The 26,500-nt window shown below is 70.2% G+C and carries 30 protein-coding genes; 18 read left to right on the forward strand and 12 right to left on the reverse strand.

Going from position 1 to position 26,500, the window contains the following annotated elements:
* Positions 1-115: 115 nt before the first annotated feature.
* Both ACTOWL_RS16515 and ACTOWL_RS16520 read right to left on the reverse strand, forming a co-directional pair.
* Entirely contained in the window at positions 116-769 is a 654-nt protein-coding gene (locus ACTOWL_RS16515) for a hypothetical protein (RefSeq protein ID WP_441322345.1), read from the reverse strand.
* A gap of 3 nt (positions 770-772) precedes the next feature.
* The gene (locus ACTOWL_RS16520) at positions 773-2,173 is read right to left on the reverse strand and encodes a selenium-binding protein SBP56-related protein (protein ID WP_441322346.1); all 1,401 of its coding nucleotides are present in this window, start codon (positions 2,171-2,173) and stop codon (positions 773-775) included.
* 181 nt (positions 2,174-2,354) lie between these two features.
* Here ACTOWL_RS16520 and ACTOWL_RS16525 point away from each other — a divergent pair, with 181 nt between their 5' ends.
* Positions 2,355-3,734, forward strand: coding sequence for a calcium-binding protein (locus tag ACTOWL_RS16525; protein WP_441322347.1), 1,380 nt, complete (start codon positions 2,355-2,357; stop codon positions 3,732-3,734).
* Between the two features lie 17 nt (positions 3,735-3,751).
* Here ACTOWL_RS16525 and pcaQ read toward each other — a convergent pair whose 3' ends face one another.
* The gene (gene pcaQ, locus ACTOWL_RS16530) at positions 3,752-4,696 is read right to left on the reverse strand and encodes a pca operon transcription factor PcaQ (protein WP_441322348.1); all 945 of its coding nucleotides are present in this window, start codon (positions 4,694-4,696) and stop codon (positions 3,752-3,754) included.
* A 126-nt stretch (positions 4,697-4,822) separates the two neighbouring features.
* Between pcaQ and pcaD the strand changes: the two genes are divergently transcribed.
* Genes pcaD through ACTOWL_RS16570 form a run of 8 tightly spaced genes read left to right on the forward strand, consistent with a single transcriptional unit; the run spans position 4,823 to position 11,479 of the window.
* Positions 4,823-5,611, forward strand: coding sequence for a 3-oxoadipate enol-lactonase (gene pcaD / locus ACTOWL_RS16535; RefSeq protein ID WP_441322349.1), 789 nt, complete (start codon positions 4,823-4,825; stop codon positions 5,609-5,611).
* Positions 5,604-6,002 carry a 4-carboxymuconolactone decarboxylase gene (pcaC, locus tag ACTOWL_RS16540; protein WP_441322350.1) on the forward strand — a complete coding sequence of 133 codons (399 nt, stop codon included), beginning with the start codon at positions 5,604-5,606 and terminating at the stop codon, positions 6,000-6,002. The genes pcaD and pcaC overlap by 8 nt, the downstream gene beginning before the upstream one ends.
* Positions 5,999-6,697 carry a protocatechuate 3,4-dioxygenase subunit beta gene (pcaH, locus tag ACTOWL_RS16545; RefSeq protein ID WP_441322351.1) on the forward strand — a complete coding sequence of 233 codons (699 nt, stop codon included), beginning with the start codon at positions 5,999-6,001 and terminating at the stop codon, positions 6,695-6,697. The genes pcaC and pcaH overlap by 4 nt, the downstream gene beginning before the upstream one ends.
* Before the next feature lie 2 nt (positions 6,698-6,699).
* Positions 6,700-7,275 carry a protocatechuate 3,4-dioxygenase subunit alpha gene (pcaG, locus tag ACTOWL_RS16550; protein ID WP_441322352.1) on the forward strand — a complete coding sequence of 192 codons (576 nt, stop codon included), beginning with the start codon at positions 6,700-6,702 and terminating at the stop codon, positions 7,273-7,275.
* A gap of 8 nt (positions 7,276-7,283) precedes the next feature.
* Positions 7,284-8,141, forward strand: a complete 858-nt coding sequence (locus ACTOWL_RS16555; protein WP_441322353.1) for a CoA transferase subunit A — start codon at positions 7,284-7,286, stop codon at positions 8,139-8,141.
* Between the two features lie 2 nt (positions 8,142-8,143).
* On the forward strand, positions 8,144-8,926 hold the full coding sequence (locus ACTOWL_RS16560; RefSeq protein WP_441322354.1) for a CoA-transferase subunit beta: 783 nt from the start codon (positions 8,144-8,146) through the stop codon (positions 8,924-8,926).
* Positions 8,923-10,128 carry a 3-oxoadipyl-CoA thiolase gene (gene pcaF, locus ACTOWL_RS16565; protein WP_441322355.1) on the forward strand — a complete coding sequence of 402 codons (1,206 nt, stop codon included), beginning with the start codon at positions 8,923-8,925 and terminating at the stop codon, positions 10,126-10,128. The genes ACTOWL_RS16560 and pcaF overlap by 4 nt, the downstream gene beginning before the upstream one ends.
* 10 nt (positions 10,129-10,138) lie before the next feature.
* Positions 10,139-11,479 (forward strand): 3-carboxy-cis,cis-muconate cycloisomerase, encoded by a 1,341-nt coding sequence (locus ACTOWL_RS16570; RefSeq protein ID WP_441322356.1) that lies wholly within the window; start codon positions 10,139-10,141, stop codon positions 11,477-11,479.
* A 15-nt stretch (positions 11,480-11,494) separates the two neighbouring features.
* Here the strand turns inward: ACTOWL_RS16570 and ACTOWL_RS16575 are convergent, their stop codons facing one another.
* The 4 genes from ACTOWL_RS16575 to ACTOWL_RS16590 all read right to left on the reverse strand — a co-directional run bounded on the left by ACTOWL_RS16575 (position 11,495) and on the right by ACTOWL_RS16590 (position 13,641).
* Positions 11,495-11,896 carry a hypothetical protein gene (locus ACTOWL_RS16575; RefSeq protein ID WP_441322357.1) on the reverse strand — a complete coding sequence of 134 codons (402 nt, stop codon included), beginning with the start codon at positions 11,894-11,896 and terminating at the stop codon, positions 11,495-11,497.
* 383 nt (positions 11,897-12,279) lie between these two features.
* Entirely contained in the window at positions 12,280-12,885 is a 606-nt protein-coding gene (locus tag ACTOWL_RS16580) for an ATP-dependent Clp protease proteolytic subunit (RefSeq protein ID WP_441322358.1), read from the reverse strand.
* The gene (locus tag ACTOWL_RS16585) at positions 12,873-13,331 is read right to left on the reverse strand and encodes an SRPBCC family protein (protein WP_441322359.1); all 459 of its coding nucleotides are present in this window, start codon (positions 13,329-13,331) and stop codon (positions 12,873-12,875) included. Before ACTOWL_RS16585 ends, ACTOWL_RS16580 begins: the two co-directional genes overlap by 13 nt.
* Complete coding sequence (locus ACTOWL_RS16590) at positions 13,324-13,641, reverse strand: ArsR/SmtB family transcription factor (protein ID WP_441322360.1); 318 nt, start codon at positions 13,639-13,641, stop codon at positions 13,324-13,326. Before ACTOWL_RS16590 ends, ACTOWL_RS16585 begins: the two co-directional genes overlap by 8 nt.
* A 458-nt stretch (positions 13,642-14,099) precedes the next feature.
* Between ACTOWL_RS16590 and ACTOWL_RS16595 the strand changes: the two genes are divergently transcribed.
* The 4 genes from ACTOWL_RS16595 to ACTOWL_RS16610 all read left to right on the forward strand — a co-directional run bounded on the left by ACTOWL_RS16595 (position 14,100) and on the right by ACTOWL_RS16610 (position 18,294).
* The gene (locus ACTOWL_RS16595) at positions 14,100-15,278 is read left to right on the forward strand and encodes a LeuA family protein (RefSeq protein WP_441322361.1); all 1,179 of its coding nucleotides are present in this window, start codon (positions 14,100-14,102) and stop codon (positions 15,276-15,278) included.
* Positions 15,279-15,338: 60 nt separating this feature from the next.
* Positions 15,339-17,081, forward strand: a complete 1,743-nt coding sequence (locus tag ACTOWL_RS16600) for a thiamine pyrophosphate-dependent enzyme (protein ID WP_441322362.1) — start codon at positions 15,339-15,341, stop codon at positions 17,079-17,081.
* Positions 17,081-17,581, forward strand: coding sequence for an MEKHLA domain-containing protein (locus ACTOWL_RS16605; RefSeq protein WP_441322363.1), 501 nt, complete (start codon positions 17,081-17,083; stop codon positions 17,579-17,581). The genes ACTOWL_RS16600 and ACTOWL_RS16605 overlap by 1 nt, the downstream gene beginning before the upstream one ends.
* A gap of 62 nt (positions 17,582-17,643) precedes the next feature.
* Positions 17,644-18,294, forward strand: coding sequence for a hypothetical protein (locus ACTOWL_RS16610; RefSeq protein ID WP_441322364.1), 651 nt, complete (start codon positions 17,644-17,646; stop codon positions 18,292-18,294).
* Positions 18,295-18,534: 240 nt separating this feature from the next.
* Here ACTOWL_RS16610 and ACTOWL_RS16615 read toward each other — a convergent pair whose 3' ends face one another.
* Complete coding sequence (locus ACTOWL_RS16615; RefSeq protein WP_441322365.1) at positions 18,535-19,446, reverse strand: dihydrodipicolinate synthase family protein; 912 nt, start codon at positions 19,444-19,446, stop codon at positions 18,535-18,537.
* Between the two features lie 18 nt (positions 19,447-19,464).
* Positions 19,465-21,171, reverse strand: a complete 1,707-nt coding sequence (locus ACTOWL_RS16620) for an IlvD/Edd family dehydratase (protein WP_441322366.1) — start codon at positions 21,169-21,171, stop codon at positions 19,465-19,467.
* A 193-nt stretch (positions 21,172-21,364) separates the two neighbouring features.
* On the opposite strand from ACTOWL_RS16620, the gene ACTOWL_RS16625 reads away from it, so the two are divergent.
* Positions 21,365-22,027, forward strand: coding sequence for a GntR family transcriptional regulator (locus tag ACTOWL_RS16625; protein WP_441322367.1), 663 nt, complete (start codon positions 21,365-21,367; stop codon positions 22,025-22,027).
* 2 nt (positions 22,028-22,029) lie between these two features.
* Here ACTOWL_RS16625 and ACTOWL_RS16630 read toward each other — a convergent pair whose 3' ends face one another.
* Positions 22,030-22,989, reverse strand: coding sequence for a helix-turn-helix transcriptional regulator (locus ACTOWL_RS16630; protein WP_441322368.1), 960 nt, complete (start codon positions 22,987-22,989; stop codon positions 22,030-22,032).
* A gap of 91 nt (positions 22,990-23,080) precedes the next feature.
* Here ACTOWL_RS16630 and ACTOWL_RS16635 point away from each other — a divergent pair, with 91 nt between their 5' ends.
* The 3 genes from ACTOWL_RS16635 to ACTOWL_RS16645 all read left to right on the forward strand — a co-directional run bounded on the left by ACTOWL_RS16635 (position 23,081) and on the right by ACTOWL_RS16645 (position 24,412).
* Positions 23,081-23,614 (forward strand): DUF1579 domain-containing protein, encoded by a 534-nt coding sequence (locus ACTOWL_RS16635; RefSeq protein WP_441322369.1) that lies wholly within the window; start codon positions 23,081-23,083, stop codon positions 23,612-23,614.
* A 78-nt stretch (positions 23,615-23,692) separates the two neighbouring features.
* Positions 23,693-23,899: a hypothetical protein gene (locus ACTOWL_RS16640; protein WP_441322370.1), complete on the forward strand. Its 207-nt coding sequence runs from the start codon at positions 23,693-23,695 to the stop codon at positions 23,897-23,899.
* A 15-nt stretch (positions 23,900-23,914) separates the two neighbouring features.
* Positions 23,915-24,412 (forward strand): GNAT family N-acetyltransferase, encoded by a 498-nt coding sequence (locus ACTOWL_RS16645; RefSeq protein ID WP_441322371.1) that lies wholly within the window; start codon positions 23,915-23,917, stop codon positions 24,410-24,412.
* Here ACTOWL_RS16645 and ACTOWL_RS16650 read toward each other — a convergent pair.
* Both ACTOWL_RS16650 and ACTOWL_RS16655 read right to left on the reverse strand, forming a co-directional pair.
* Entirely contained in the window at positions 24,409-25,107 is a 699-nt protein-coding gene (locus ACTOWL_RS16650) for a glutathione S-transferase family protein (protein WP_441322372.1), read from the reverse strand. The two genes, ACTOWL_RS16645 and ACTOWL_RS16650, sit on opposite strands and share 4 nt — an antisense overlap.
* 3 nt (positions 25,108-25,110) lie before the next feature.
* The gene (locus ACTOWL_RS16655) at positions 25,111-25,815 is read right to left on the reverse strand and encodes a glutathione S-transferase N-terminal domain-containing protein (RefSeq protein ID WP_441322373.1); all 705 of its coding nucleotides are present in this window, start codon (positions 25,813-25,815) and stop codon (positions 25,111-25,113) included.
* Positions 25,816-25,897: 82 nt separating this feature from the next.
* On the opposite strand from ACTOWL_RS16655, the gene ACTOWL_RS16660 reads away from it, so the two are divergent.
* Positions 25,898-26,494 (forward strand): TetR/AcrR family transcriptional regulator, encoded by a 597-nt coding sequence (locus ACTOWL_RS16660; protein ID WP_441322374.1) that lies wholly within the window; start codon positions 25,898-25,900, stop codon positions 26,492-26,494.
* The last annotated feature ends 6 nt before the right edge of the window (positions 26,495-26,500 follow it).

Consider the following 26,500-nt stretch of genomic DNA (forward strand, 5'->3'; position numbering starts at 1 on the left):
GATGATGAGAAACGACTAGAGCTTCGGCCCAAACCGCGATCCGGGACAAGGGCTTGTCGCGCAACGCTGCCGCGCGCCGGAGCGGCAGGTCTTCACATCCGGTCTGAGCTGCGGGTCACATCCCCCCGTGCAGCGCGAGCGCCAGCGACAGGCCGCCGACCAGGACCAGGCTGCCGGCCCAGACGGTGTCGAGGTTGAACCAGCTGCGCGCCACCGCCTTCAGCCCCAGATACCGGTACACCAGCCAGGCGAAGGCGCCGCCGGCCGCGACCATGGCAAGGGAATGCACGGCCGAGACCAGCACGCCCATGCCGAGATCGCCGCCGATCAGCGCCCCGGCCGCCTGGTCGGTCCCGGCCACCCGGCACAGGCCGAGATAGATCGGCACCAGCATCAGCCCGGCGCCATGCGCCATCGCCACCGCGAAGGACCACAGGCCGAGCTGTGTCGGCCGGATCCGCGCCAGCGCCCGCGGATGGCGCCGGTTCACCAGCCGATAGACGCCGAAGCCGATCACCAGCAGGCTGGCGCCGATCCGGATCGGCTGCTGCCAGGCCACCAGCGTGACCAGCAGGGCGAAGGGCAGGATCACCACCGCCATCGCCAGCAGATGGCCGATCGTCAACGGCCCCAGCGCCGCCACCAGGGCGCGCGGGCTGCGCTCCATCAGCCCGGCCGAGACGGCGAGCGGCCAGCCCATCCCGGGGTTGATCCCGTGATAGAGGCCGCTCGCCACCACCGCCAGCCACAGGCCGGCCGCCTCCGGCATCCCTCAGGCCGAGGGGTAGCAGAAGCTGTCGGTCGAGCAGTCGCCGCCCTGCAGCCGGACCTGGTGCGCCCGGTAGCCGTCGGGGAACTCGACCCAATAGTCCTTGGCCAGCTCCAGCCCGCCATCAGGCCCGGCCTGGGCCATCACCTGGGCACCCGGCACGCCGTCCGGATAGAACTGGTCGTCCCAGGTCGAGTACAGCGAGTTGGTCCAGTACACCCGCTTGCCGTCGCGGCTGATCTCGACCATCTGCGGCCCGCCGGTATAGGCCTTGCCGTTCGGATGGGCCGTGCGCCGGTCGATGCCGCCGATATGGACCGAGCCGGACAGCTTCGGCTTGCGCGGGTCGCGGACATCGTATTGCCGCATCTCGCCGGTGCCCCAGCAGGAGACGTAGAGGAAGCGGTCGTCGAGCGACAGGTCGATGTCGGACACCAGCGGCGGCACCGCGCCGAAGCCCTTCAGCAGCGGCGGCAGCCGCTCCGCCTCCGCCGGCTCGGGCGGGATCGTCGCCGTCTTCTCGATGTGGAACCGGCCGCCCTCGCGCCACCAGGTCCAGATCGACCCCTCCAGGTTGGTGGTGTCGACCACGACGCCGAGGAAGCCGTATTCCTTCGCCGGATCGTGCGCCGGCCGGATCTCCAGCGCCATCTGGTGGTTGGCGCCGAGATCGATGGTCTGGACGTTGCGCCGGGCCCGTAGGTCCCAGAAATGGACCCGGTGGCCGTATTTGTTGGCCAGCAGGTCCTCCGGCACGATGCCGTTCTCGAATTGCGGCGGCAGCCCCCATTCGCTGCTCACCATGTAGTCGCGCGGCAGGTTCCACCAGAAATCGTAATGCAGTTCCTGCGGCCCGCGGTCGATCTCCCAGCGGCCCAGCACCTCGAACGTCTCGCAATCCATGATGAAGATGCCGGGCGGGCCGTCGGTGCCGTCCTTCCCGCCGCCGCCGAGGGTCGAGACATAGATGCCGTCCGGGCCGCAATGCACGGTGTGCGGCCGGGAATACCCGGTCTTCCGGAACACCTCCTCCGGCTCGATGACCTTGTGGATCTTGGCCTGGGTCGGGTCCGGCTTGGTGTCCACGACGTAGATCCGCGACGAGCGGATGCCGGGGATGATCAGATAGCGCCGCTCCAGGAAGGCGTGGCCGGTCAGCGGCGACAGGGAAGAGGAGCAGGCGTTCCAGCCGAAATGGTGGAACTCGTCGCCCTTGTGCGGCATCGCCACGGTGTGGACGATCCGGCTGTAGGTCGGCGAGCCGGGCTTGACGTCGATCACCGCCAGCGCGTCGGGCTGCGAGGCATCCGGACTGAGCAGCAGCGTGTAGGCGAAGTCTTCCGGCGGCGCTTCCATCGCCAGCTTCGGCGAGGCGTGGAAGGTCGGGTCGGGTCGCATGGCCATGGGCGGTCTCCCTGTGTGAGGTCGATGCGCTCGGCGGCTCGAATGTGCGGGTTCGGTACCCCTCCGAACGGACCGAGCCTAGCACAGCCCAGGCCCGGCAATCCCTGAATCGTCGGGGGTTGAGGCCCCCTCCCCCGTCCCGACATCATCAGCGCGACGCTGAACCACCCGCGAGGCACCGATGGCAGTGCTCTATGGCACCGAGGGCAATGACGGCCTGTTCGGCAGTTCCCAGGACGACGGCCTCTATGGCTATGGCGGCGACGACAACCTCTACGGCTTCGTCGGCAACGACTTCCTCCAAGGCGGGGCAGGAGCCGACTGGCTGGACGGCGGCGATGGCGTCGACACCGCCGACTACAACGGCAACACCGGCGTCTATGTCGACCTGGCGAACGGCGTCGGCTATGGCGGCGAAGCCGAAGGCGACGTGCTGCGGAACATCGAGAACGTGCTGGGCACGATCGGCTACGGCGACACCCTGATCGGGAGCTGGGCGGCCAACGGCCTGCTCGGCTATGGCGGTGACGACAATCTCCGTGGGCTGGAAGGCGACGACTTGCTCTCGGGCATGGACGGCGACGACTTCCTGCAAGGTGGCAGCGGGGCCGATCGGCTGATCGGCGGCACCGGCATCGACACCGCCGATTACAACGGCAATGCCGGGGTCACTGTCGACCTCGGCACCGGCGCCGGATATGGCGGCGAAGCTGAGGGTGACCAGCTGTGGGACGTGGAGAACGTGCTCGGCACCGTCGGCTACAGCGACACGCTGATCGGGAATGGGGCTGCCAACGCCTTCTATGGCTATGGCGGCAACGACGGTCTCTACGGCCTGGACGGCGACGATGTCCTGTACGGCATGGACGGCGATGATGTCCTGCAGGGCGGCAACGGGGCCGACCGGCTGGAAGGCGGCGGCGGCGTCGACACGGTCGACTACCTGGGCACCGGCGACGAGGGAGGCGTGTTCGTCGACCTCAGCACCGGCCTGGGGCATTGGGGCCAGGCCGAAGGCGACACGCTGTCCGGCATCGAGAACGTGTTCGGCACCAACGCCCTCTTCGACCAGATCATCGGATCGGACGCCGCCAATGTCCTGGCCGGATTCGGGGGCTTCGACGACATCTGGGGCCAGGGCGGCAACGATGTTCTCAACGGTGGCCAGGGGCTTGATACGCTGACCGGCGGCGACGGCGACGATGTTCTCATCGGCGGCGACGGCGACGATATTCTGGACGGTAATGCCGGGGCCGACACGTTCACCTATCTCGAAACCAGCACCGGTTCGTCCGACTTCATCAGAGACTTCGGCCGGGAGGCCGGCGACCGGATCGACCTGTCGGCGATCGATGCCAATGTCTGGGCCGATGGCAACCAGGCCTTCCTCTTCATCGGCAGCAATCCCTTCATCACCGGCTATGCCGGCCAGCTGCGCTACGAGTTCCTCGACGAATACACGACCCTCGTCCAGGCCGACATCGATGGCGACGCGACGACCGATCTCCTGATCCGCCTGGTGGGCGTCATTCCCATGCAGGGGACCGACTTCGTGCTGTAGCCGGTCGCGGTGCGGGGTCACGTGCCCCGCACCTCCCGCGCCGCGTCGCGCACCATGGCCATGAAGATCCGGCCGGCATCGGTCGGCGGCACCTCGGCCCGCATGGTCAGCCCGACCGGGCCGGTGGAATCGCCGGAATCGAGCGGCAGCTCGGCCAGCACGCCCTCCTCCACATCCTGGGCCACGGCGCCGCGCGAGATGATCCAGACCGCGTCGGTGCGGCGCACATAGGACCGGCCGAAGGTCGGCGACACGCTCTCGATCCGGTCCGGCAGCGCCTCGATCCCGGCGGCGATCAGCAGGCGGTCGACGGTCGGCTGGATCACTGATCCCGGCGGCGGCGCGATCACCGGATAGGCGCGGATGTCGCGCACCGCCACCGCCGGGCGCGACAGCAGCGGATGGCCGGGTCGCACGGCGAAGGCGATGCGCTCGGAATAGAGATGCTCGAAGGACAGGCCGGTCATCTGCTCCGGCTCCGCCAGCCGGCCGAGCACGAGGTCGAGGCCGCCGACGCGCAGCTGGCCCAGCAGCATCTGGTTCGGCCCGTCCACCACCCGCACCACCACGCCGGGGCAGGCGGTGCGGAACCGCTCCAGCGCCGCCGGCATCATCTGCCCGGCCACGGTCGGCAGCACGCCGACGCGCAGCAGCTCCTCCCCCGCCGCCCGCGCCCGCACCACGCTCTCGATGCCCTGGCGCAGCGCCGTGACGCTGGTGCCGGCATGGTGCAGGAAGGTGCGGCCGAACGGCGTCAGCACCACGCCCTTGCGGCTGCGGTCGAACATCGGCGCGCCCAGCGCCTCCTCCAGCTCGCGCAGGGTCTTCGACACCGCCGGCTGGCTGACCCCCAGCGCGTCGGCCGCGGCCACCACGCTGCGCAGCCGCACCGCCTCGAGGAAGCATTGCAGGTGGCGCAGCTTGATCCGCCGCTCGATCGCCCCTGCGTTGTCGCGCTCCACCATAATCGTCCGGTTATGTTTCCTGGCGAATTCCTCATTTTACATAACCGTGCCGGCCGCGCACAGTGCGGCATCACGGCGGGGCGAACCGCAGGAAACGAGCCAGGAACGAGGGCCAGGATAGGGATGGACGCGGTCAAGGCGAACGGCATCGTGCTGCATGTCGAGGACAGGGGTCCGCGCGACGCGCCCGCCCTGGTCTTCATCAACTCGGTCGGCACCGATTTCCGCATCTGGGATGCGGTGGTGCCGCAATTCCCCCACCACCGCACCCTGCGCTACGACAAGCGCGGCCACGGCCTGTCGACCAGCGCGGGCGGCGACAGCATCGACGCCCACGCCGCCGATCTCGCGGCGCTGCTGGATGCCAGCGGCATCCGCCGGGCCACGGTGGTCGGCCTGTCGATCGGCGGCATGATCGCGCTCGGCCTCACCCGGCTGCGGCCGGACCTGGTCGGGCGGCTGGTGCTCTGCGACACGGCCCACAAGATCGGCACGGCCGAGGCCTGGCAGGCGCGGATCGCCGGGGTCGAGGCCGGCGGCGTCGGCAGCATCGCCGAGGCGACGATGGAGCGCTGGTTCTCCGCCGAGTTCCGGGCCCGGCAGCCGGAGCTGGTCGCCATCGCCCGCAACATGCTGAGCCGCACCCCGGCCGACGGCTATATCCGCGCCTGCGCCGCGCTGCGCGACGGCGACCTGACCGCGGCGGCCCAGGGCGTGGCGGTGCCGACCCTGTGCCTGTGCGGCACCGAGGACATCGCCACCAGGCCGGAGCTGGTGCGGTCCCTCGCCGCGCTGATCCCGGGCGCGCGCTACCAGGACATCCCCGGCGCCGGTCACCTGCCCTGCGTCGAGGCGCCGGAGCTGCTGGCCCGGCTGATCCGCGACTTCATCGAGGAAGGTCGCCATGGCTGACCCGCTGCACGACCAGGGCATGGCGGTGCGCCGCAAGGTGCTGGGCGACGCCCATGTCGACCGCGCCCAGTCCCGCACCACCGAATTCGACGCGCCGTTCCAGGAGTTCATCACCCGCGGCGCCTGGGGCGGGGTGTGGACCCGGCCGCAACTGACCCATCGCGAGCGGTCGATGCTGACCATCGCCCTCTTGGCTGCGCTGGGCCATCATGAGGAGCTGGCGATGCACATCCGCGCCACCGCCAACACCGGCGCCACGCCGGAGGACATCCGCGAGGCGCTGCTGCATGTCGCGGTCTATGCCGGGGTGCCGGCGGCGAATTCCGCCTTCGCCATCGCCAAGCAGGTCTTCGCCGAACGCGACGGCGCTGACCGGGAGGAGACCAAGTGAGCTTCCAGCCGCGCGACTGGCGCATCCATCCGCCCCATCTCTTCGAAGGCTACCGCTCGACCGTGCTGCGGGCGCCGTCGCAGACGCTGATCCCGCTCTCGGGCGCCCTGTCCGAGCATCAGGGCCCGGCTTTCTCCGCCGCCGCGGCTCCGTCCGGCGAGGCCGATTTGACCCGCAACGGCCGGGTCAATGGCGAGCCCTTGGGCGAGCGCATCATCGTCACCGGCCGGGTGCTGGACGAGGATGCGCGGCCGGTGGCGAACACGCTGGTCGAGCTGTGGCAGGCCAACGCGTCCGGCCGCTACATCCACAAGGTGGACCAGCATGACGCGCCGCTGGACCCGAACTTCCTGGGCGCCGGGCGCTGCGTCACCGATGCCGAAGGCCGCTACCGCTTCCTGACCATCAAGCCGGGCGCCTATCCCTGGCGCAACCACGCCAACGCCTGGCGGCCGCAGCACATCCATTTCTCGCTGTTCGGCCCGGCCTTCGCCACCCGGCTGGTGACGCAGATGTACTTCCCCGGCGACCCGCTGCACACGCTGGACCCGATGTTCAACAGCATCCCCGACCCGGCCGGACGCGAGCGCCTGATCGCGGCCTTCAAGCTCGACCTGACCGAGCCGGAATACGCGCTCGGCTACGAATTCGACATCGTGCTGCGCGGGCGCCTGGCGACGCCGATGGAGGGTTGATCGTGGCGAAGCTTCCCCAGACCGGGTCGCAGACGGTCGGCCCCTTCTTCGCCTACGGCCTGACGCCGCGGCAATATGGCTACGACTTCCCGCAGGTCGCCGACGGCGCCCTCGCCGGCGACGCCGTGCCGGGCGAGCGCATCCGCGTCAGCGGCCGGGTGCTGGACGGCGCCGGCCAGCCGATCGAGGACGCGCTGGTCGAGATCTGGCAGGCGGATGCCAAGGGCGTGTTCCCGGGGCCGCAGCGCACCGCCAATGACGGCTTCACCGGCTTCGGCCGCTGCGGCACCGGCACGGATCCGGAGCGGCGCTTCGTCTTCGACACCATCCGGCCGGGCGCGCCGGGGCCGGGCCAGGCGCCGCATCTCAGCGTCATCGTCTTCATGCGCGGCATGCTGGTGCACGTCTACACCCGGATCTACTTCCCCGAGGAAGCCGCCAATGCCGGCGATCCGGTGCTGAACGCCGTGCCCGAGTCCCGCCGCGGCACCCTGATCGCGCACAGCGACGGCCCCGGCCGCTATCGCTTCGACATCCGCATGCAAGGCGACGGCGAGACCGTCTTCTTCGAGATCTGAGAGAGCTCATGGCCACATTCCAGACCCTGGCCGAGGCCGTCGCCGGCAACCTCCACGACGGCGACACCGCGGCCTTCGAGGGCTTCACCCATCTGATTCCGCACGCCGCCGCGCATGAGGCGATCCGCCAGGGCCGGCGCGACCTGACCCTGGTGCGGATGACCCCCGACTTGGTCTACGACCAGATGGTCGGCATGGGCATGGCCCGGAAGCTGATCTTCTCCTATGCCGGCAACCCCGGCGTCGGCCTGCTGCGCCGCGTGCGCGACGCGATCGAGAAGGGCTGGCCGAACCCGGTCGAGATCGAGGAGCACTCCCACGCCGCGATGGCCAACGCCTATGAGGCCGGGGCGGCCGGCCTGCCCTGCGCCGTGTTCCGCGGCTATCGCGGCGCCGGCCTGGCCGAGGTGAACCCGAACATCAAGTCGGTCACCTGCCCCTTCACCGGCGAGACCCTGGCGGCGGTGCCGGCGATCCGCCCGGACGTGAGCTTCATCCACGCCCAGAAGGCCAACCGCCGCGGCGACGTGCTGATCGAAGGCATCGTCGGGGTGCAGAAGGAAGCTGTACTGGCGGCCAAGCGGTCGGTGGTGACGGTGGAGGAGATCGTCGACGACTTCGACGACATCCACCCCAACGCCTGCGTGCTGCCGCGCTGGACCGTGACCTCGATCGTTCCTGTGCCGGGCGGCGCCCATCCGTCCTACGCCCATGGCTATTATCCGCGCGACAACGCCTTCTATCTGGCCTGGGACAAGATCGCGACCGACCGCGACGCCTTCCTGGCCTGGATGAAGACCAACGTGATCGACAGCGGCCCCGACGCCTTCGCCGGCCGGGTCGCGACGCTGAGCGGGAGGGCCTGAGCATGGCCGACGCCAACACCTTCACCCCCGACGAGATGATGACCATCGCGGCGGCCCGGGCGCTGCGCAACGACGACGTCTGCTTCGTCGGCATCGGCGCGCCGTCCGCCGCCTGCAACGTGGCGCGGCTGACCCACGCCCCGGACATCACCCTGATCTATGAGAGCGGCACCATCGGCACCGCGCCGGAGGTGCTGCCGCTGTCGATCGGCGACGGCGAGCTGTGCGACACCGCCGTCACCACCGTCTCGGTGCCGGAGATGTTCCGCTACTGGCTGCAGGGCGGCCGGGTCACCATCGGCTTCCTCGGCGCCGCCCAGCTCGACCGCTTCGGCAACATCAACACCACGGTGATCGGCGACTACCACAAGCCGTCGGTCCGCCTGCCGGGCGGCGGCGGCGCGCCGGAGATCGCGACCTCCTCGGGCGAGATCTTCATCACCATGAAGCAGAACAAGCGCGGCATGGTGGATAAGATCGACTTCTTCACCTCGCTCGGCCACGGCACCGGCGGCGACGACCGCGCCCGCTACGGCGTCACCACCAAGGGCCCGACCCTGCTGGTCACCGACCTCGCCGTGTGGCGGCCCGACCCGGTGACCAAGGAGTTCACCGTGGTCTCGCTGCATCCGGGCGCGACCCGCGAGCAGGTGCAGGAGACCTGCGGCTGGACCGTCCGCTTCGCCGACAACCTGGAACAGACCCCGCCGCCCTCGGCGCTGGAGCTGAAGACGCTCCGCGACCTGAAGGAGCGCACCCGCATCGCCCATGGAGAGGCCGCATGAGCCGCGACGCCTATATCTGCGCCTATCTGCGCACCCCGATCGGCCGCTATGCCGGCGCCCTGTCGGCCGTCCGCGCCGACGACCTCGCCGCGATCCCGCTCAAGGCACTGATGGAACGTCACGGCAAGGTCGACTGGGAGGCGGTCGACGATGTCGTCCTCGGCTGCGCCAACCAGGCCGGCGAGGACAATCGCAACCTCGCCCGCATGGCCGTGCTGCTGGCCGGTCTGCCGGCGGGGATCCCCGGCTCGACCATCAACCGGCTCTGCGGCTCCGGCCTCGACGCCGTGACCATCGCCGCCCGCGCCATCAAGGCCGGCGACGCCGAGCTGATGCTGGCCGGCGGCGCCGAGAGCATGTCGCGCGCTCCCTTCGTCATGCCGAAGGCCGACAGCGCCTTCTCCCGGTCCAACGCGGTCTACGACACCACCATCGGCTGGCGCTTCGTCAACCCGCGGATGGAGGAGCTGTACGGCACCGATTCGATGCCGGAGACCGGCGAGAACGTGGCCGAGCAGTTCCGCGTCACCCGCGCCGACCAGGACGCCTTCGCCCTGCGCAGCCAGCAGAAGGCGCTGGCCGCCCAGGCCAATGGCCGCCTGGCACGAGAGATCGTCCCGGTGACCATCCCGCAGCGCAAGGCCGAGCCGGTGGTGGTCGACCGCGACGAGCATCCGCGCCAGACCTCGCTGGACAAGCTGGCCGCCCTGCCCACCCCGTTCCGCAAGGGCGGCACCGTGACCGCAGGCAACGCGTCGGGCGTCAATGACGGCGCCGCGGCGCTGATCGTGGCGTCGGAGGCCGCGGCGGCGCGCCACGGCCTGACCCCGATCGCCCGCATCCTGGGCGGCGCCGCGGCGGGCGTCGAGCCGCGGATCATGGGCTTCGGCCCCTCCCCGGCCAGCCGCAGGCTGCTGGCCCGCCTCGGCCTCTCGATCGGCGATTTCGACGTGATCGAGCTGAACGAGGCCTTCGCATCCCAGGCCCTGGCGGTGACCCGCGACCTCGGCCTGCCGGACGACGCGCCGCAGGTGAACCCGAATGGCGGCGCCATCGCGCTCGGCCACCCGCTCGGCATGTCCGGCGCCCGCCTCGCCGGCACCGCGGCGCTGCAGTTGAGCCTGACCGGCGGCAAGCGCGCCCTGGCCACCATGTGCATCGGCGTCGGCCAGGGCATCGCCCTGGCGCTGGAAGCGGTCTAGCCTGGGGGCCATGACCGTCTCGCCCTTCGACTCCGCCCTGTTCGGCCCGCTCCTCTCCGACGCGGAGACCGCCGTCCTGTTCAGTGACAAGGCGGCGCTGCGGGCGATGCTGATGGTCGAGGGGGCGCTGGCCGAGGCCGAGGCGCGCTGCGGCGTGATCCCGGCCGCCCCCGCCAGCGCCATCGCCGCGGCCGCCGGCGCGCTGATGCCCGACCCGGCGGCGCTGGCCGCGAAGACGGCCGAGGACGGCGTGCCGGTGCCGGCCCTGGTCGCGGCGCTGCGCCAAGCGGTGGCGGCGTCGGCCGGGGACGAGGCGGCCCAGGCGGTGCATTGGGGCGCCACCAGCCAGGACATCCTCGACACCGGCCTGGTGCTGCGGCTGCGCCGGGTGATCGCGATCCTGGAGACCCGGCTGGCGGCGCTGATCGAGGCCCTGGCCGGGCTGGCCGACGCCCATCGCGCCACGGTGATGCCGGGCCGCACCCGGTCGCAGCAGGCGACGCCCATTTCCTTCGGCCTCAAGGCCGCCGGCTGGCTGGCGCCGCTGCTGCGCGACCGCGACCGGCTCGCCGAGCTGAAGCCCCGCCTGCTGGTGCTCTCCTTCGGCGGTGCCAGCGGCACGCTGGGCGCGCTGGGCGAAGACGGCACCAAGGTCGAGGCGGCGCTGGCCGAAATCCTCGACCTCGCCGTGCCGCCGATGCCCTGGCACAGCCAGCGCGACGGCATCGCCGAATTCGCCGGCTGGCTGGCGCTGGTCACCGGCACGCTCGGCAAGCTGGGCCGCGACCTGATCCTCCTGGCCCAGACCGAGGTGGCGGAGGTGCGGCCAGGCGCCGGCGGCGGCTCCTCGACCATGCCGCAGAAGTCGAACCCGGTCGGGCCGGAGACGCTGGTCGCCCTCGCCCGCTTCAACGCCGGGATGGCCGGCCAAATGCAGCAGGCGATGCTGCATGAGCATGAGCGTGACGGCGCCGCCTGGCCGGTCGAATGGCTGGCCCTGCCGCAGATGGCGGTCGCCGCCGGCGCGGCGCTGAACCATGCCCTGGCCGTCGCCGGCAGCCTGACGGTCGACGCGGCCCGGATGGCGAACCAGTTCGAGGCCTCGCACGGCCTGCTGCTGGCCGAGGCCGCGAGCTTCGTCCTCGCCGCCCACATGCCGCGCCCCGAGGCCCAGCGCCTGGTGAAGGAGGCGGCGACCAAGGCCACCGCCACCGGCCGCCACCTGTTCGAGGTGCTGGCCGAGGCCTCTCCGGCCCCAATCGACTGGCCCGCCTTGCGCGACCCCGCCCGCCATCTCGGCGCGGCAGGTGTCTTCATCGACCGCGTGCTGGCCGCGGCGAAGCGGGGCTGAAGCCGCTATGCGATGCTATTCGATGATGTGGGGCAGCCGCTCGGCGCTTTCAAAGCCGCGAAACCGCGATGTGTCGTCCGGGATCACTGAATCCAGCTTCGATTCAAACAGCACCTCGATATAGCGCGTCTTCTCTCCCCATTCGCCGATGTCGGCGCTGTTCTCCGAGAATCTCCGATACAAATTCTTTTCCACGCGGTGGATCGGATACTGCCGGTTCGGCCGGTCCGCCCACAGCCGGACGGTGTGCCTGAACTCTCCGATCATCGGCTTCCGGTCCCAGTTCGACACGCGCACGGAGCCGATCTTTTCGAGCCGGGTGACGCTGAGGGCATAGATCTTCCGATCGAAGGCGAAGGTCTGGCTCTTGCCTTTGTAACCCGGCTCGGAATAGAGCGTGACCCTGTTGACGGGCATGGATCGTCCTCCCTTATGTTCAGACAACGGACATTTATCCAGAATATACTGAATTTGTTCCTAGAAATAGAGAGTCAAATAAAATTCAAATCGGAAATTTATCGATATTTTTAGAATATATCGCACAACAGCAATTGCATACTGGTTTATTATCAATATTTTGTATTCGTCCGGCTTGAGTACGATAGACCTTGTGTTCGCGAAACAGACCGGCGGCCTGGCGGGCGCCGTCGACGCCTGCATCGACCGCGTTCCGGCGGCGAAGGCGGGTGATCGGCTTTCCTATTTTCGTCATCCCCGCGAAAGCGGGGATCTCGTCACGGCTTCACCGGCATGAGATTCCCGCTTTCGCGGGAATGACGATGAAAAAAGGGCGGCAGGCATCAGGCCGCGGGGTCTTCCCGACGCGCAAAGATATGGTCGACGATGCCCCAGTCCTTCGCCTCCGCGGCGGTCATGAAGCGGTCGCGGTCGAGGGTGCGCTCGACCTCGTCAGTGGTCCGGCCGCAATGCCGGGCGTAGATCTGGTTCAGCTGCCGCTTCAGCTTCACGATGTCCTCGGCATGCCGCTCGATGTCCGAGGCCTGGCCCTGGAAGCCGCCGGAGGGCTGGTGCAGCACCACCCGGGCGTTGGGCAGGGCGATGCGCCGGCCCGGCGCCCCGGCCATCAGCAGGAAAGCCCCCATCGACCCCGCCGTGCCCATGCACACGGTCGACACCGGGCTCTTGATGTATTGCATCGTGTCGTAGATCGCGAGGCCGCTGCTCACCACCCCGCCGGGCGAGTTGACGTACATCGCGATCTCCTTCCGCGGATCCTCCGATTCCAGGAACAGCAGCTGGGCGCAGACCAGGGCCGAGACGCCGTCGTCGATCGGGCCGTTCAGGAAGATGATCCGGTCGCGCAGCATGCGGGAGAAGATGTCGAAGGCCCGTTCGCCGCGGCCCGACTGCTCCACCACCCTCGGCACCAGGCTCAGGCCGCCCATCGCAGCCTCCCGCCGCCGGCCGACGCCTTGACCAGCGGGCGCGCGAGACGGGGCCGCCGCGGCGCCGGCGTCCCGGTCCAGGGCAGCGCCCGGGCCTCGGCCCGAAAGCCGCTGTGCACGATGCGCAGCCGGGTGCCGCCCGCCGCGGTGCCGTCCAGGGTGAAGGTCACCACCGTGTCCAGCGTCCGGCCACCGGCATCCGCGTCGCGGCCGCGCCAGCTGTAGCGCAGCAGCCGCGGCGGCTCCGCCGCCAGCACCTCGCAGTCGATCGGCGCGCCCGGCCCGTCGCGCAGGGTGAAGCGCCGCTTCGCCTCGGCCTCGATGTCGTTCGGCAGCAGCCAGGCGCCGAGCAGCTTCGGCTCGGTCAGCGCCCGCCACACCTTCTCCGGCGGATGGTCCAGGTCGCAGTCGACCACGACGGCATCGTCGGTCTTCGGGTCACGCATCATCCATGTCCTCGAGCAGGGTCTTGAGGCGCGCCACCTTCTCCGGCCAGAAGGCGCGGTAGCGGTCGATCCAGCTGGCCAGCGGCGCCAGGCCATCCGGCGCCGCGCGGTAGTAGACGAAGCGGCCGTCGCGCCGCTCCGCCACCAGCCCGGCGCGGCGCAGGGCGGCGAGATGCTGCGAGATCGCCGGCTGCGACACGGCGAAGCCGGCCTTCAGCTCGGTGACGCTCAGCTCGCCGTCGGCCAGCCGCTCGAACACGGCGCGGCGGGTCGGGTCGGCCAGGGCTTGGAAGATCTCGGGCGCGGTCATGCGAACATATAAGCGGATACTTATTCGATTCGCAACACCGCTCCTCACCGCCGCCGGTAGGGACGCTAAGAATAGCATTTGCTGTATTTTGAGCATATGCCGCGACAATAGGCAGGAAAATACTACGACAGAAATCCTAATATCGCGACAAAGCCAATGCACTTCTTTGCGTCTTCTACATCATTAAAATAAAATTGATTGCACTTTTTGACATAAAGAATCTTTTTACTCTGATACTTCCAGGAACTTAAATAACGTCAAACAAAGGATTCGCGCATTTCAACTATATTCGCGTGGCGCGAATAAGGTTCAGAAAACTGTATCCAACCAACGCGCCCGCCGCACCGATCCGGCTCCGCCATGGAGAGCCAATACGGATCGGGTGATGCAGTTCGCATCCTGAAATCAGGGTCTGGCGTCCTTCGGAAGAAGAGGGCGCCCTGAATGGAGGTTCGATCATGTCGACTGTTGCAACGCAGAGGCCGCTGACGATCTTCGACACCAGCTTGCGCGACGGCGAGCAGGCGCCCGGCAATGCCATGTCGCTGCAGCAGAAGCTGCGCATCGCCCGCGAGCTCGAAGCCCTCGGCGTGAGCACCATCGAGGCCGGCTTCCCGGCGGCGTCCGACAGCGACTTCGCCGCCGTGCGCGCCATCGCCGAGGCCGTGCGCGACAGCCGGATCTGCGCCTTCGCCCGGGCCAGCGCCTCCGATATCGAGCGCGCGGCCAAGGCCGTCGAGAAGGCCCACGCGGCCCAGATCGAGATCCTCGGCGTCGCCTCCGAGATCCACCTGCGCCACAAGCGCCAGATCACCCGCCAGCAGGCGCTGGACGAGATCGAGAGCGCCGTCCAGCTCGCCCGGCGGATCGGCTTCGACGACATCTGCGTCGCCCCCGAGGACGCCACCCGGGCAGACCCGGAGTTCCTCGGCGCGATGTGCCAGGCCGCCGCCCGGGCCGGCGCCACGATGATCCTGATCCCGGACACGGTCGGCTGCCTGCTGCCCGGCCGGGTGCCCGCCCTGATCGACACCGTGCGGGCGAGCGTGCCGCCGGAGGTCAAGGTCGCCATGCACGCGCATGACGATCTCGGCCTGGCCGTCGCCAACACCCTGGCCGCCATCGAGGCCGGCATCGACGAGATCCAGGTGACGCTGTGCGGCATCGGCGAGCGCGCCGGCAACTGCGCCCTGGAGGAGGTGGTCGCCGCCCTGACCGCCCATCCGACGCATTTCAACCGGTCGACGACGATCGATGTCGGCCGGGTCTATGCCGCCTGCCGGCTGCTGATCGAGAGCCTCGACCTGCCGATGGCGCGCGGCAAGGCCATCATCGGCGAGAACGCCTTCGCCACCGCCGCGGGCATCCACCAGGCCGCCATCATCCGCAACCCTCAGACCTATGAGTTCCTGGAGCCGGACAGGTTCGGCGCCGAGCGCCGGATGGTGATCAGCCGCCATTCCGGCCGGCACGCGCTGAAGGCGAAGATCGAGGCCTTCGGCCTGTCGCCGACGCCCGGCTTGGTCGAATCGATCTATCGCGAGCTGACGGCGTCGGAAGAGCCCGTCTGCAGCGACAGCAAGCTGCGCTCCCTGGTCCTGCAGAACACGCCGGAATCGGCGGCGCTGCCGGCCTGAACCGGAATCCCCGACACGCATAGTCGTCGCATCACACTTCCGTGAATACGAGGCGTTCGCATGGATATTCATGTTGCGGAAACCGTGACCGGCTACGAAGCCCTGGTGGTGGCGCTGGAATCCTGGGGCATCGAAATCTGTGCCGGCGTCACCGGCGGCGGCACCATCCGCTTCCTGGAGCAGCTCCCTCCGCTCCACGCGGAAGAGGCCTCGGCCGACCAGCCCGAGCCTGATGGGATGCGCTTCCTGTCGCTCGGCGAATATGCCTCCGGCTTCGTCCCGCTCGGCGTCTATCTGGCGTCCGGCCGCATCGGCGCCTGCGTCGCGACCACGGGCGCGGCGACCAAGCTGCTCGGCTGCGGCCTCAGCGACGCCAAGCTGCACGACATCCCGGCGGTCTACATCATCCCGGCCTCGCCGGTGGAGACCGAAGGGCTGTCCCCGCTGCAGGACACCAGCCGCCACGGCAGCCACATGCTGGCGCAGCTGCGCGCTGAGCTGCCGGACGGCGTCTTCGTGCTGGACGACGCCGCGACCATGGACCGGCAGCTGCGGCAGGCCCATGCCCAGCTGCAGCGCTGCAAGCCGGTCGTCCTCGTCCTGGACCATGTGGCGCTCAAGACCGGGATGGCCCCGCATCGTGCGCCGCCGCAGCCGGATCCGGCGCTCGCCTCGGCCGAAGCGGATGCGTTCGCGGAGGCGTTCTGCCGGCGCATCCGCGGCCGGCGCGTCGTCATCCTCGCCGGCGAGGAACTGGCGCGGTATCCGGACGCGCCGCTTCTGACCTCGCGCCTGTGCGAGCGGCTCGGCGCCCCCATCGTCTGGAGCATCAATGGCGCCAACGGGGTCGAGCGCGGCAATCCCCGCGGCCACGGCACCATCTCCTTCGGTGGCAACGATGCCGCGATCCGGCTGTGGCAGGGCATCGGGGCGGAGGATGTGCTGCTGGTCCTGGGGGCCTGCCCGGACGAATACACGGTCAACCTGGCCCCCTATGCGGCCGGCGACACCTTCGTCCTGACCGGCCTGCAGGACGGCTATGGCCAGGTCGATGGCGGGTTCGGGCACCGCGCCGGCGGCGCCTACCGGCAGCTCGTCGCCCCCCTGGACACGGCGCTCCGGTCCCTGCTCGGCCGGCTCGAATGGCAGCCGCCGGAGACCCGCCGGACCGGCCCGGCGCCGGACGACCTCAACACGCGCCGCCTCGAGGCCCCGAGGCCCGGCCATGTCGACATGGCCGCGCTGTTCCGGGCGCTGGATGCGCGCTGGCGGCCGGGCACCATCGGCTTCGACGACGTCTGCCTGGCCTACAAGGACCGGCAATACGTGATCCAGCGCCCTCACCCGCATGCGCGCTTCTTCTCGCTCTATCGCGGCTCAGCCATGGGCAATGTGCTAGGCTTGGCGATCGGCGCCAGGCTCGCCGCGCCGGAGAGCGATGTCGTCGGCTTCACCGGCGACGGCTGCTTCCGCCTGTTCGCCGGATATCTGGCGGAGGCCCGCGACCTGGGGATCCTGCTGTTCCTGCTCGACAACGCCAGCTACGGCATCATCGAGCAGGGGGTGCAGACGATCATCCCGGACGCGCCGGCCTCGCGCCGCCACCACCGCCTGGCCCGGATGGACTTCGCCGCCATGGCCGGCGCCTGCGGCTGGCGCTCGGCCGCGCTCCGCCCCGACCTCGCCAATCTGGACGACATCCTCGACGCCCATCGCCACGACGCCGCGGCTTCGACCCTGGTCACGGTGCCGGTCGATCCCGGGCACATCCTCGGCATCAACCCCCGGGCCGGCAACCTGTGATGGCGCAGCCCCTCCCCGCCCCGCGTCCCGGGCTCGGCCCCCTGGGCCTGGCCCTCGATCCCGATTTCCTCCGCCTCCTGGCCGGCAGCCATGCCCGGCTGGTCGGTGTGCCGCTGCTGCCGGAAGACACCGGAGACGACATCGCCCGGGCGCGCTGGCTGTACGAGGACGCGCCCTTCTGCGTGCTGGCGCACGACACCGCGGCCGATCCCCGCTTCGTCTACGCCAACCGCGCGGCCCAGGCCTGCTTCGAATACGGCTGGGACGAGTTCACGACGCTGCCCTCCCGCCTCTCCGCCGAGGCGCCGGACCGGGCCGAGCGGCAGCGCCTGCTGGATGCCGTCACCCGCGACGGCTTCATCGGCGACTATCGCGGCATCCGCATCGCCAAATCCGGCCGCAGCTTCTGGATCGAGAGCGCCGTCGTCTGGCAGTTGATCGACGAGGCCGGCACGCTGCACGGCCAGGCCGCCGCCTTCCGCGACTGGCGGGCGGTGTAGCGCCGCTGGGGTGCGCCGGTGGTGAACGCAATGTTCATTGCGTTCATTCGCGATTCTCGTTCATGATACGTTCTATGGACATGGCGCAATCCGACTCCGACGAGATCCGGCCGACCGACCCCGACATGAAATGGACGGGGTGGGCGCTGGATTCGCTGCGCTACGTGGTCGAGCTCGACATCCGGACCAAGCGGATGACCGCGCAGGAGCAGTCGCAGATCCTGCGGGGGGCGGAGATGCCGGACTACCCGCTGATGCAGTCGCGGCTGTCGCGGTCGGTGCGGCTGTCGATCGCCATGACCGAGCGGATCCGCGCCGGCTATCTGATGCGCCGGGCCAAGCGGACCGAATCAGGCGAGCAGGAGCGCCGCCGGCAGTGGCGGGAACGGGCGGCCGACGCCGTCGTCGAGGCGCTGGCGGTGCCCGACGAGGCGGGGGACGTCGAACGCGTGCGGTCGATGGTGTGGGAGTCGCTGGTCGAGGACGAGATCCTGGACGTGCAGCTCGACACGCTGTCGCCCGAGGAGTTCCTGCGCGAGGTCTGCCGCAAGATCGGCCGCATGCCGCCGTCGATCCGGCTGCCGCAGGGCTGGGACAACGTCGCCGCGGCGGAGGCCGTCGATGCGGTGCCGGAAGAGAGCTGGCCCCGGGCGCCGGACGAACCCGTCGCCGGCCGGCCCATGCCCAAGCCACCGAAACCGGACAGCAGCTGAGCGCCGAACGTCGCCGAGCGCTCTCCCTCACAGGCAGATCGGACGGTTTTGCCTCTCCCGTTTACGGGAGAGGTCGGAGGCGCTTGCGCCTCCGGGTGAGGGGGTTTTGTCGAGGCCTGGGCCCGCCCTCACCCGGTCTCGCTGCGCGAGCCCGACCTCTCCCGCCAGGCGGGAGAGGCAACGCAAAGGCCATGCCGGTAATAGCGGTCAAGAGACCGGAAAGCGCCAGCCCCTCCCCCCTCAGCGCCCGAACAGCCGCGGATACTCCGTCCCAGCCAGCGCCTCGCGCAACGTCCGGCGCTCCGCCTCGGTCAGGGGACGCAGCGGCGGGTGCGGCCGGCGCCAGGCCGCGTCGCCATGGATCTCGGCCAGCGTGTCCTTGACCGCCGGCACCAGAGTCACCGTGCTCAGCGCCGCCCGCAGCGCCGCGGCGGCGGCCACCGCGGCCGCCGCCTCCGGCGTGCCGGCCTGGTGGAAGGCGATCCGCGCCAGGGGACCGGTGACGTTGGTGGTGGCCGAGATGCAGCCGGCGAAGCCCCGTTCCCTGGCCAGGCCCAGCGTCGCCTCGGAGCTCGGGAACACGGCGATGCCCGGCACCCGCTTGGCCAGATCGGTCGAATAGGCGATGTCGCCGGAGGAATCCTTCAACCCCGCCAGCGTGCCCGGATGCCGCTCCGCCAGCTGCGCCACCACCTCGATCGGCCAGGGCACGCCGGTGTTCTGCGGGATGTGATAGAGGTAGAGGCCCAGCCCCTCCGCTCCCACCTGCGCGATCACCGTGTCGACATAGGCGGCCAGGCTCTCATCGTCGATGCCCTTGTAGTAGAAGGGCGGCAGCAGCAGCGCCCCGGCGAAGCCGAACGCCTTGGCCGCCAGGGTCAGCCGCACCGCATCCTGCAGCGCCGAGGCGCCGGTGCCGACCATGAAGCGATGCATCGGCAGCTCGGCCTCGGCCACCGCCTTCATCGCCGCCAGGCGCTGCTCGAGCGAGAAGGAGGTCGCCTCGCCAGTGGTGCCGAGCAGGTTGATCGCATCGCAGCCGCCGTCACCGAGCAGCCAGCGGCAATGCATGACCAGCCGCTCATGGTCGATCGAGAGGTCGTCGCGCAGCGGCGTGGCGGCGGCGGCGATGACGCCGGTCAGTCTCGACATGGAAGCATCCCCATCGGTTCAGCCGGCCTTGCGGCCGGGCACCAGGAAGTCGAAATCGCAGCCCTCGTCGGCCTGCAGCACGCTGTCGTGGAACAGCCGGGCATAGCCGCGGTCCGGCGCCGGCCTCGGCGGCGGCGCCTCGGCCGCGCGGCGGGCCAGCTCGGCCTCGTCGACCAGCAGGTCCAGTCGCCGGCCGGCGGTGTCGAGCCGGATCTGGTCGCCGGTGCGCACCAGCGCCAGCGGCCCGCCGACCGCGGATTCCGGCGTGATGTGCAGCACGATGGTGCCGAAGGCGGTGCCGCTCATCCGCGCGTCGGACAGGCGGACCATGTCCTTCACCCCCTGCTGCGCCAGCTTGCGCGGGATCGGCAGATAGCCGGCCTCCGGCATGCCCGGCGCTCCCTTCGGCCCGGCGCTGCGCAGCACCAGCACGTCGTCGGCCGCGACGTCGAGCCCGGGATCGTCGATCCGCGCCGCCATGTCCTCGACCGAATCGAACACCACCGCCCGGCCGGTGTGCTGCAGCAGGGAAGGCGTCGCCGCCGACTGCTTGATCACCGCGCCGCGCGGGCACAGGTTGCCCTGCAGCACCGCCATCGCTCCTTGAGCCTTCAGCGGGTTCGACCGCGGCCGGATCACCGCTTCGTCGCGCCATTCGCCCGGCGCCGGCAGCGTGTCGGCCAGGGTGCCGCCGGCCACGGTCGGCACGGTCAGGTCCAAGAGGTCGCGCAGCTCCGCCAGCAGATGCGGCACGCCGCCGGCATGGTGGAAATGCTCCATGTAGTGCGCGCCGGAGGGCTTGAGGTCGATCAGCACCGGCGTCTCGCGCCCGATCCGGTCGAACTCGGCATAGTCGAGCGGCTGGCCGACCCGGCCGGCGATGGCGGCGAGATGCACCAGCCCGTTGGTCGACCCGCCCACCGCCTGCAGCGCCACCATGGCGTTGCGGAAGGCGCCGGGGACCAGGATCTCGGACGGGCGCGGCCCGCCCGACACCGCCATCCGCGCCGCCGCCTGGCCGGTGGCCTCGGCACAGCGGATGCGGTCGGCATGGGTCGCCGGGATGGCGGCGGCGCCGGGCAGCGACAGGCCCAGCGTCTCGGCCAGGATCGCCATGGTGCTGGCGGTGCCCATCACCATGCAGGTGCCGACCGAGGGCGCCAACCGGCCGTTCACCGCCTCGATCTCCTCATCGTCGATCTCGCCGGCCCGCCAGCGGCCCCACAGCCGCCGGCAGTCGGTGCAGGCGCCCAGCACCTCGCCCTTGTGGTGGCCGACCACCATCGGGCCGGTCGGCAGCACGATCGCCGGCAGGTCGGCGCTGGCCGCGGCCATAATCTGGGCCGGCACGGTCTTGTCGCAGCCGCCGATCAGCACCACCGCATCCATCGGCTGGGCGCGGATCATCTCCTCCGTGTCCATCGCCATCAGGTTGCGCAGGAACATGCTGGTCGGGTGGGCGAAGGATTCATGGATCGAGATGGTCGGGAACGCCATCGGCATGCCGCCCGCCAGCATCACCCCGCGCTTCACCGCCTCGATCAGCGCCGGCACGTTGCCGTGGCACGGGTTGAAGTCGCTGCCGGTGTCGACGATGCCGATGATCGGCCGGTCCAACGCGTCGTCGGAATAGCCCATGGCCTTGATGAAGGCCTTGCGCAGGAACAGCGAGAACCCGGCGTCGCCGTAGCTGGTCAGCCCCTTCCGCAGGCCGCGCTTGTCCATGGGAACCTTCCGATATGGCGGATCGCGGCGGAACCGCCGCAAGACCGCTGCACCCTACGCCGCGTCCCCGGATTGTCAATAATCCGGGGATGCGATGGCGAAATCACCCCGATCCAAGGCCCGATTATTGACAACCTCGCAGATGGATGTGATCTGATCCGGCATCGGATCGGGCCTCGGGACACCGCGGATCATGACGGACATCGCCGGCGGCAAGGAAGCCACGGTCGTGCGGGCGCTGGAGGAGGACATCATCTTCGGCCGGCTGCCGCCCGGCACGCGGCTGGTCGAGGACGCGCTGCTGGCCCGCTTTCCGGTCACCCGCCATGCCGTCCGCCAGGCGCTGGTCGAGCTGGAGCGGCTGGGCATCGTGGTGCGCGAGCGCAACAAGGGCGCCGCGGTCCGCTCCCTCGACCCGGACGAGGTGCGGCAGATCTACGAGGTGCGCGAGCTGCTGCAGCGCCAGGCGGCGCTGACCATCCCCCTGCCCGCCCCGCCGGCCCTGATCGGCCGGCTGCTCGATATCGAGCTGGAGCTCGAGGGCCATGTCGCGCGCGGCCATCTGCGCGGCGTGCACGAGTGCAACGACCGCTTCCACCTGACCCTGTTCGGCGCCTGCGGCAACGCCTATCTGGTCGCCTCGATCGAGCACTACATGCGGCTGAGCTTGCCGATCCGGGCCAAGACCCTGGCGGATCCGGAGAACCTGGAGGTGTCGCGCCGGCACCACCGGCTGATGATCGAGCTGCTGAAGGGCCGGGACAGCTGGGCCCTGGCCCAGCTCTGCATCGACCATCTGCAGCCGAGCAAGCAGGACTATCTGGCCCGGGCCGAGCGGACGTCCGACGCGGCTTGAGCTCAGCCGGGGTACAGCGCCGCCACCCGACGGGCGCCATCGGCCAGGGCCTGCCGCAGCTCCGGCGGCTCCAGCACCTCGATCGTGTCGGTGAAGCCGAGCAGCAGCCGCGCGGCATGGCCGACGCCCTCGATCGGCACCGTCGCCCGCCGCCAGCCTTCGGCGTCCGGCTCCGCCTGCTGCACTGCCTCCGCCGCGTCGGCGCCGAGCCGGTCGAGCAGCGGCAGCGCCTCCGGCGACACAAGCAGCACCGCCTCGGCCCGGCGCAGCTCCCTGGCGAAGCGCTGCAGCGACTCCTGCCATTGCGCTGCCAGGTCGAAGCCAGGCGGATAGTCAAAGCCGTCCGGCAGCACGTCGAGATCCAGCACCTTGGCCACCTTGTAGGTGCGGATGCCGTCGCCGATCCGCGCCATCAGGTACCAGGCGCCGGCCTTCAGCACGAGGCCGAGCGGATCGACCGTGCGCCGCACCGTGGCCGACCAGCTCTCGTAGCGGATCACCAAGCGGCGCTGGCCCCACACCGCCCGGGCGATCGCCGGCAGGTGCGGCGGCGGCTCGGCCCGGCGGTACCAGTCGACCGGGTCGAGGTGGAAGCGGTCGCCGACCCGGGCCGCCCCCTCCCCCGCCGCCTGGGGCACCGCCGCCAGCAGCTTCAGCCGCGCCGCCGCCAGCGGCTCGGCCAGGCCGAGATCCGCCGCCGGCCCGGGCAGCCCGGCCAGCAGCAGCGTCTCGGCCTCGCTTGCGGTCATCCCGGTCAGCCGGGTGCGGTAGCCGTCGAGCAACGCGAAGCCGCCGCCCGGCCCGCGATCGGCATAGACCGGCACCCCGGCGGCCGAGAGCTCGTCGATGTCGCGATAGACGGTGCGCACCGACACCTCGAATTCTTCCGCCAGCGCCTGGGCGGTCAGGCGGCCGCGGGACTGCAGCAGCAGCAGGATCGACAGCAGGCGGTTGGCGCGCATGACGCGAGCATAGCCGAAAAAATCCTGACACTGGATGTCAGTTGGTGGCCGGCATCATTCGTCGCATCGCCATTCCAACCCGGAGAGACCGATGCCCGCACTGTTCGCCAAGCCCGCCCCCGGCACCGACCCCAGCGTCCCCGACTCAGCCGGCGACGGCCGCGACGATTTCGGCCCCCTGTTCGGCCGCTGGTCGGTGTCGCACCGCCGGCTGCGCAAGCGCCTGGCCGGCGACACCCTGTGGGACGAGTTCGCCGGCGCCTCCGAGATGCGCTCGCTGATCGGCGGCCTGGGCACGATCGACGACAACATCCTCGAATTGCCGGCCGGGACCTACCGCGCCGCCACGCTGCGCCTGTTCGACACCGAGACCAGGCTGTGGTCGATCTGGTGGTTCGACGGCCGCACCCTGCACATGGACGAGGCGCCGCTGCGCGGCCGGTTCGATAACGGCGTCGGCACCTTCTTCGCCGACGACGTCTGGGAGGGCACGCCGATCCGGGTGCGCTTCATCTGGTCGGAGATCACCGGCCGGTCGGCGCGCTGGGAGCAAGCGTTCTCGACCGATGGCGGCGCGAGCTGGGAGACCAACTGGATCATGCGCTTCGAGCGGACCGGCGACTGACCGGCGCCGAATCTCCTGGGCAGCGCTCCCACGATGGTCCAGAACCGGAGATATCCGGCGGCACGGGGAAGGACCAGGATGGACGAGACCAAGATCGATCGGGAGGCCATGGGGCGCCTGGCCAAGGCGGTGGCCTTCATCTGCGGGCCGGAGCATGCGACCGCGCTGGCCCTGAAGGCCGCGGCGGAGAGCGGGATCGAGCGCGACATCAAGGCGGCCCGGGCCCTGTTCCTGAAGCTGAAGCCGGGCGACCGCAAAGCCGCCCTGACCATGCTGGACACCTGAGTCGGGGGCAGCGGCATGATCAGGGACCAGCAGCCGGACGACGATGCGGTGGTGCGGCAGCTGGTCGAGGACGCGTTCCGCGGCCGGCCCTACAGCGACGGCAGCGAAGCCCCCATCGTCGAGGCCCTGCGCGCGGCCGGGGTGCTGACGGTGGCGCTGGTGGCGGAGGAGGACGGCGAGATCGTCGGCCAGGTCGCCTTCTCGCCCATCACCATCAATGGCACGGCCCGGGACTGGTACGGACTCGGCCCCGTGGCGGTGCGTCCCGACCGGCAGGGCCAGGGCATCGGCCAGGCCCTGATCCGCGCCGGCCTCGACCGGATCCGCGCCCTCGGGGCCGAAGGCTGCGTCCTGGCCGGGGCGCCGGGCTACTACGGCCGCTTCGGCTTCGCCGCGGACCCGCGGCTGCAGTCGCCGGGCATCCCGGCCCAATACTTCCTGGTGCTGCCCTTCGGCGCCGAAGTGCCGGACGGAACGGTGACGTTCCACGCGGCATTCGGCGTCGAGCCCTAGGCGCAGGGCGCCGACCGCGCCATGCCGCCGAAGGCGTCGAGCAGCCGGTCGCGCCAGGCGAAGACCGGATCGTCCGGCTGCAGCAGCTCGATCGGGCTGGTGCAGCGGGCCCACATGAACATGCCGAAGGCGCAGTAATCGGCATAGGCCGGCTGCGGCCCGGAGAGGAACGGGTCCTGGGCCAGCACCCGGCGCAGCGGCGTCAGCACCTGCTTCAGGGCGGCCATATGGGCCGGCCGGTCGGCCACCACCTCTTCCAGCCGCTGCCCGAAGCGGATCTCGCGCGAGCTGCGGAAGTAGTCGAGGTCGCGCTCGTCGAGGCAGCCGAAGATGTCGACCAGGATGATCCGGACGATGGCCGGCAGCAGCGTGGTGTCGGCCCAGGCGTTGGCGAAGCGCGCCAGCGGGATCGCCGCGGCCCCGCCGAACAGCGACGGCCGGTCCGGGAACCGCTCCTCCAGATGCAGCGCGATCCGCCAGGAATCGGAGACGGACTCGCCGTCATGCACCAGCACGGGCACGAGGCCCTGGCCGGAGAAGGCGATCGCCTCCTTCTCCGCGAAGCGCCAGGGGACGCGCTCGGCCTCCAGCCCCTTATGGGCCAGGGCCATGCGGGTCTTCCAGCAATGCGGGCTGAAGCGCAGCGCGGCGTCGGCGCCGGCCAGCTCGTAGAGGGTGAGAGCAGCGTCGCCCATGGTTCAGGCCCGGCCCTGCACGGTCGCCGCCGACTGGCCGAACAGATGACGCTTCGACTCCTCCGTCACCGTCGGCACGGTGTTGATCTGGGCGGCGATCTCATAGGCGCGGACCACCGACGGCCGGGCCGCCATGACGGCGAACCAGCGCGCGACGTTCGGGAAATCCTCGAGCCGCTGCTGCTGCCGCTGATACGGCACGACCCAGGGATAGATGGCGATGTCGGCGATCGAGAACTCGCCGGCCACGTGCTCCCGGCCGGCCAGCTGGCGGTCGAGCACGCCATAGAGCCGCCCGGTCTCCTTGACGTAGCGCTCGGTCGCATAGGGGATGCGCTCCGGCGCATAGACCGAGAAGTGATGGTTCTGCCCGGCCATCGGCTCGAGGCCGCCCATCTGCCAGTACAGCCACTGCAGCACCCCGAACCGCTCGCGCGGGCTCCGCGGCAGCAGCCGGCCGGTCTTGTCGGCGAGGTATTCCAGGATGGCGCCGGATTCGAAGATCGAGATCGGCGCGCCGCCCTCCGCCGGGTCATGGTCGACGATGGCGGGGATGCGGTTGTTCGGGGCGATGGCCAGGAAGTCCGGCTTGAACTGGTCGCCCTGGGAGATGTTCACCGGGAGGATGCGGTAGGGCAGCCCGAGCTCCTCCAGCGCGATCGTGATCTTGTGGCCGTTCGGCGTGGTCCAGTAATGCAGGTCGATCATCATCCGATCCTCAGGGTCTGGCCGTCGCGAGGTCGATCGGCTATGTTTGACATCAATGTCAAATTTGACATCGATGTCAAGGATGATCGGAGCTGCCATGGCCGGCGTGCGGCAATTCGACGAAGGCGAGATGCTGGCGGAGGCGCTGGGCGTGTTCTGGCGCAAGGGGCTGCGCGCCACCACCATGCAGGACATCGCCCAGGCGACCGGCGTGCTGCGCGGCTCGCTCTACAACGCCTATGGCGGCAAGGAGGAGATCTTCCTGCTGGCCTTCGACTCCTATGTCGGGCGGTTCCTGGACAACATCCGGCAGGCCCTGGGCTCGACGCCGGCCCCGGAACAGGGGCTGCGGGCGCTGTTCGATGCCGCCATCGCCAGCATGACCAGCGGCTCGCCGGCGCGCGGCTGCCTGAGCACCAGGACGGCGACCGAGCCGGCGGCGCTGGACGACCCGCGGCTGCAGGCACGGCTGCGCGGCATGCTGGACGAGTTGCGCCGCATCGTCCTGGCCGCGCTGTCGACCGAGGCGGCCCGCGCCCGGCTGGCGGTGACGCCGGACGAGGCCGCCGACCTGGTCGTCACCTTCACCCGCGGCCTGGCGGTGATGGAGCGCGTCTACCAGGACGCGGCCCATCTCGACCGGATCGTCGCGGCGCTGGTGCGGGCGCTGTTCCGCTAACGTCCC

Origin of the sequence: Inquilinus sp. CA228 (assembly GCF_052078665.1) — a bacterium.
In the GTDB taxonomy this organism is placed as follows: domain Bacteria; phylum Pseudomonadota; class Alphaproteobacteria; order DSM-16000; family Inquilinaceae; genus Inquilinus.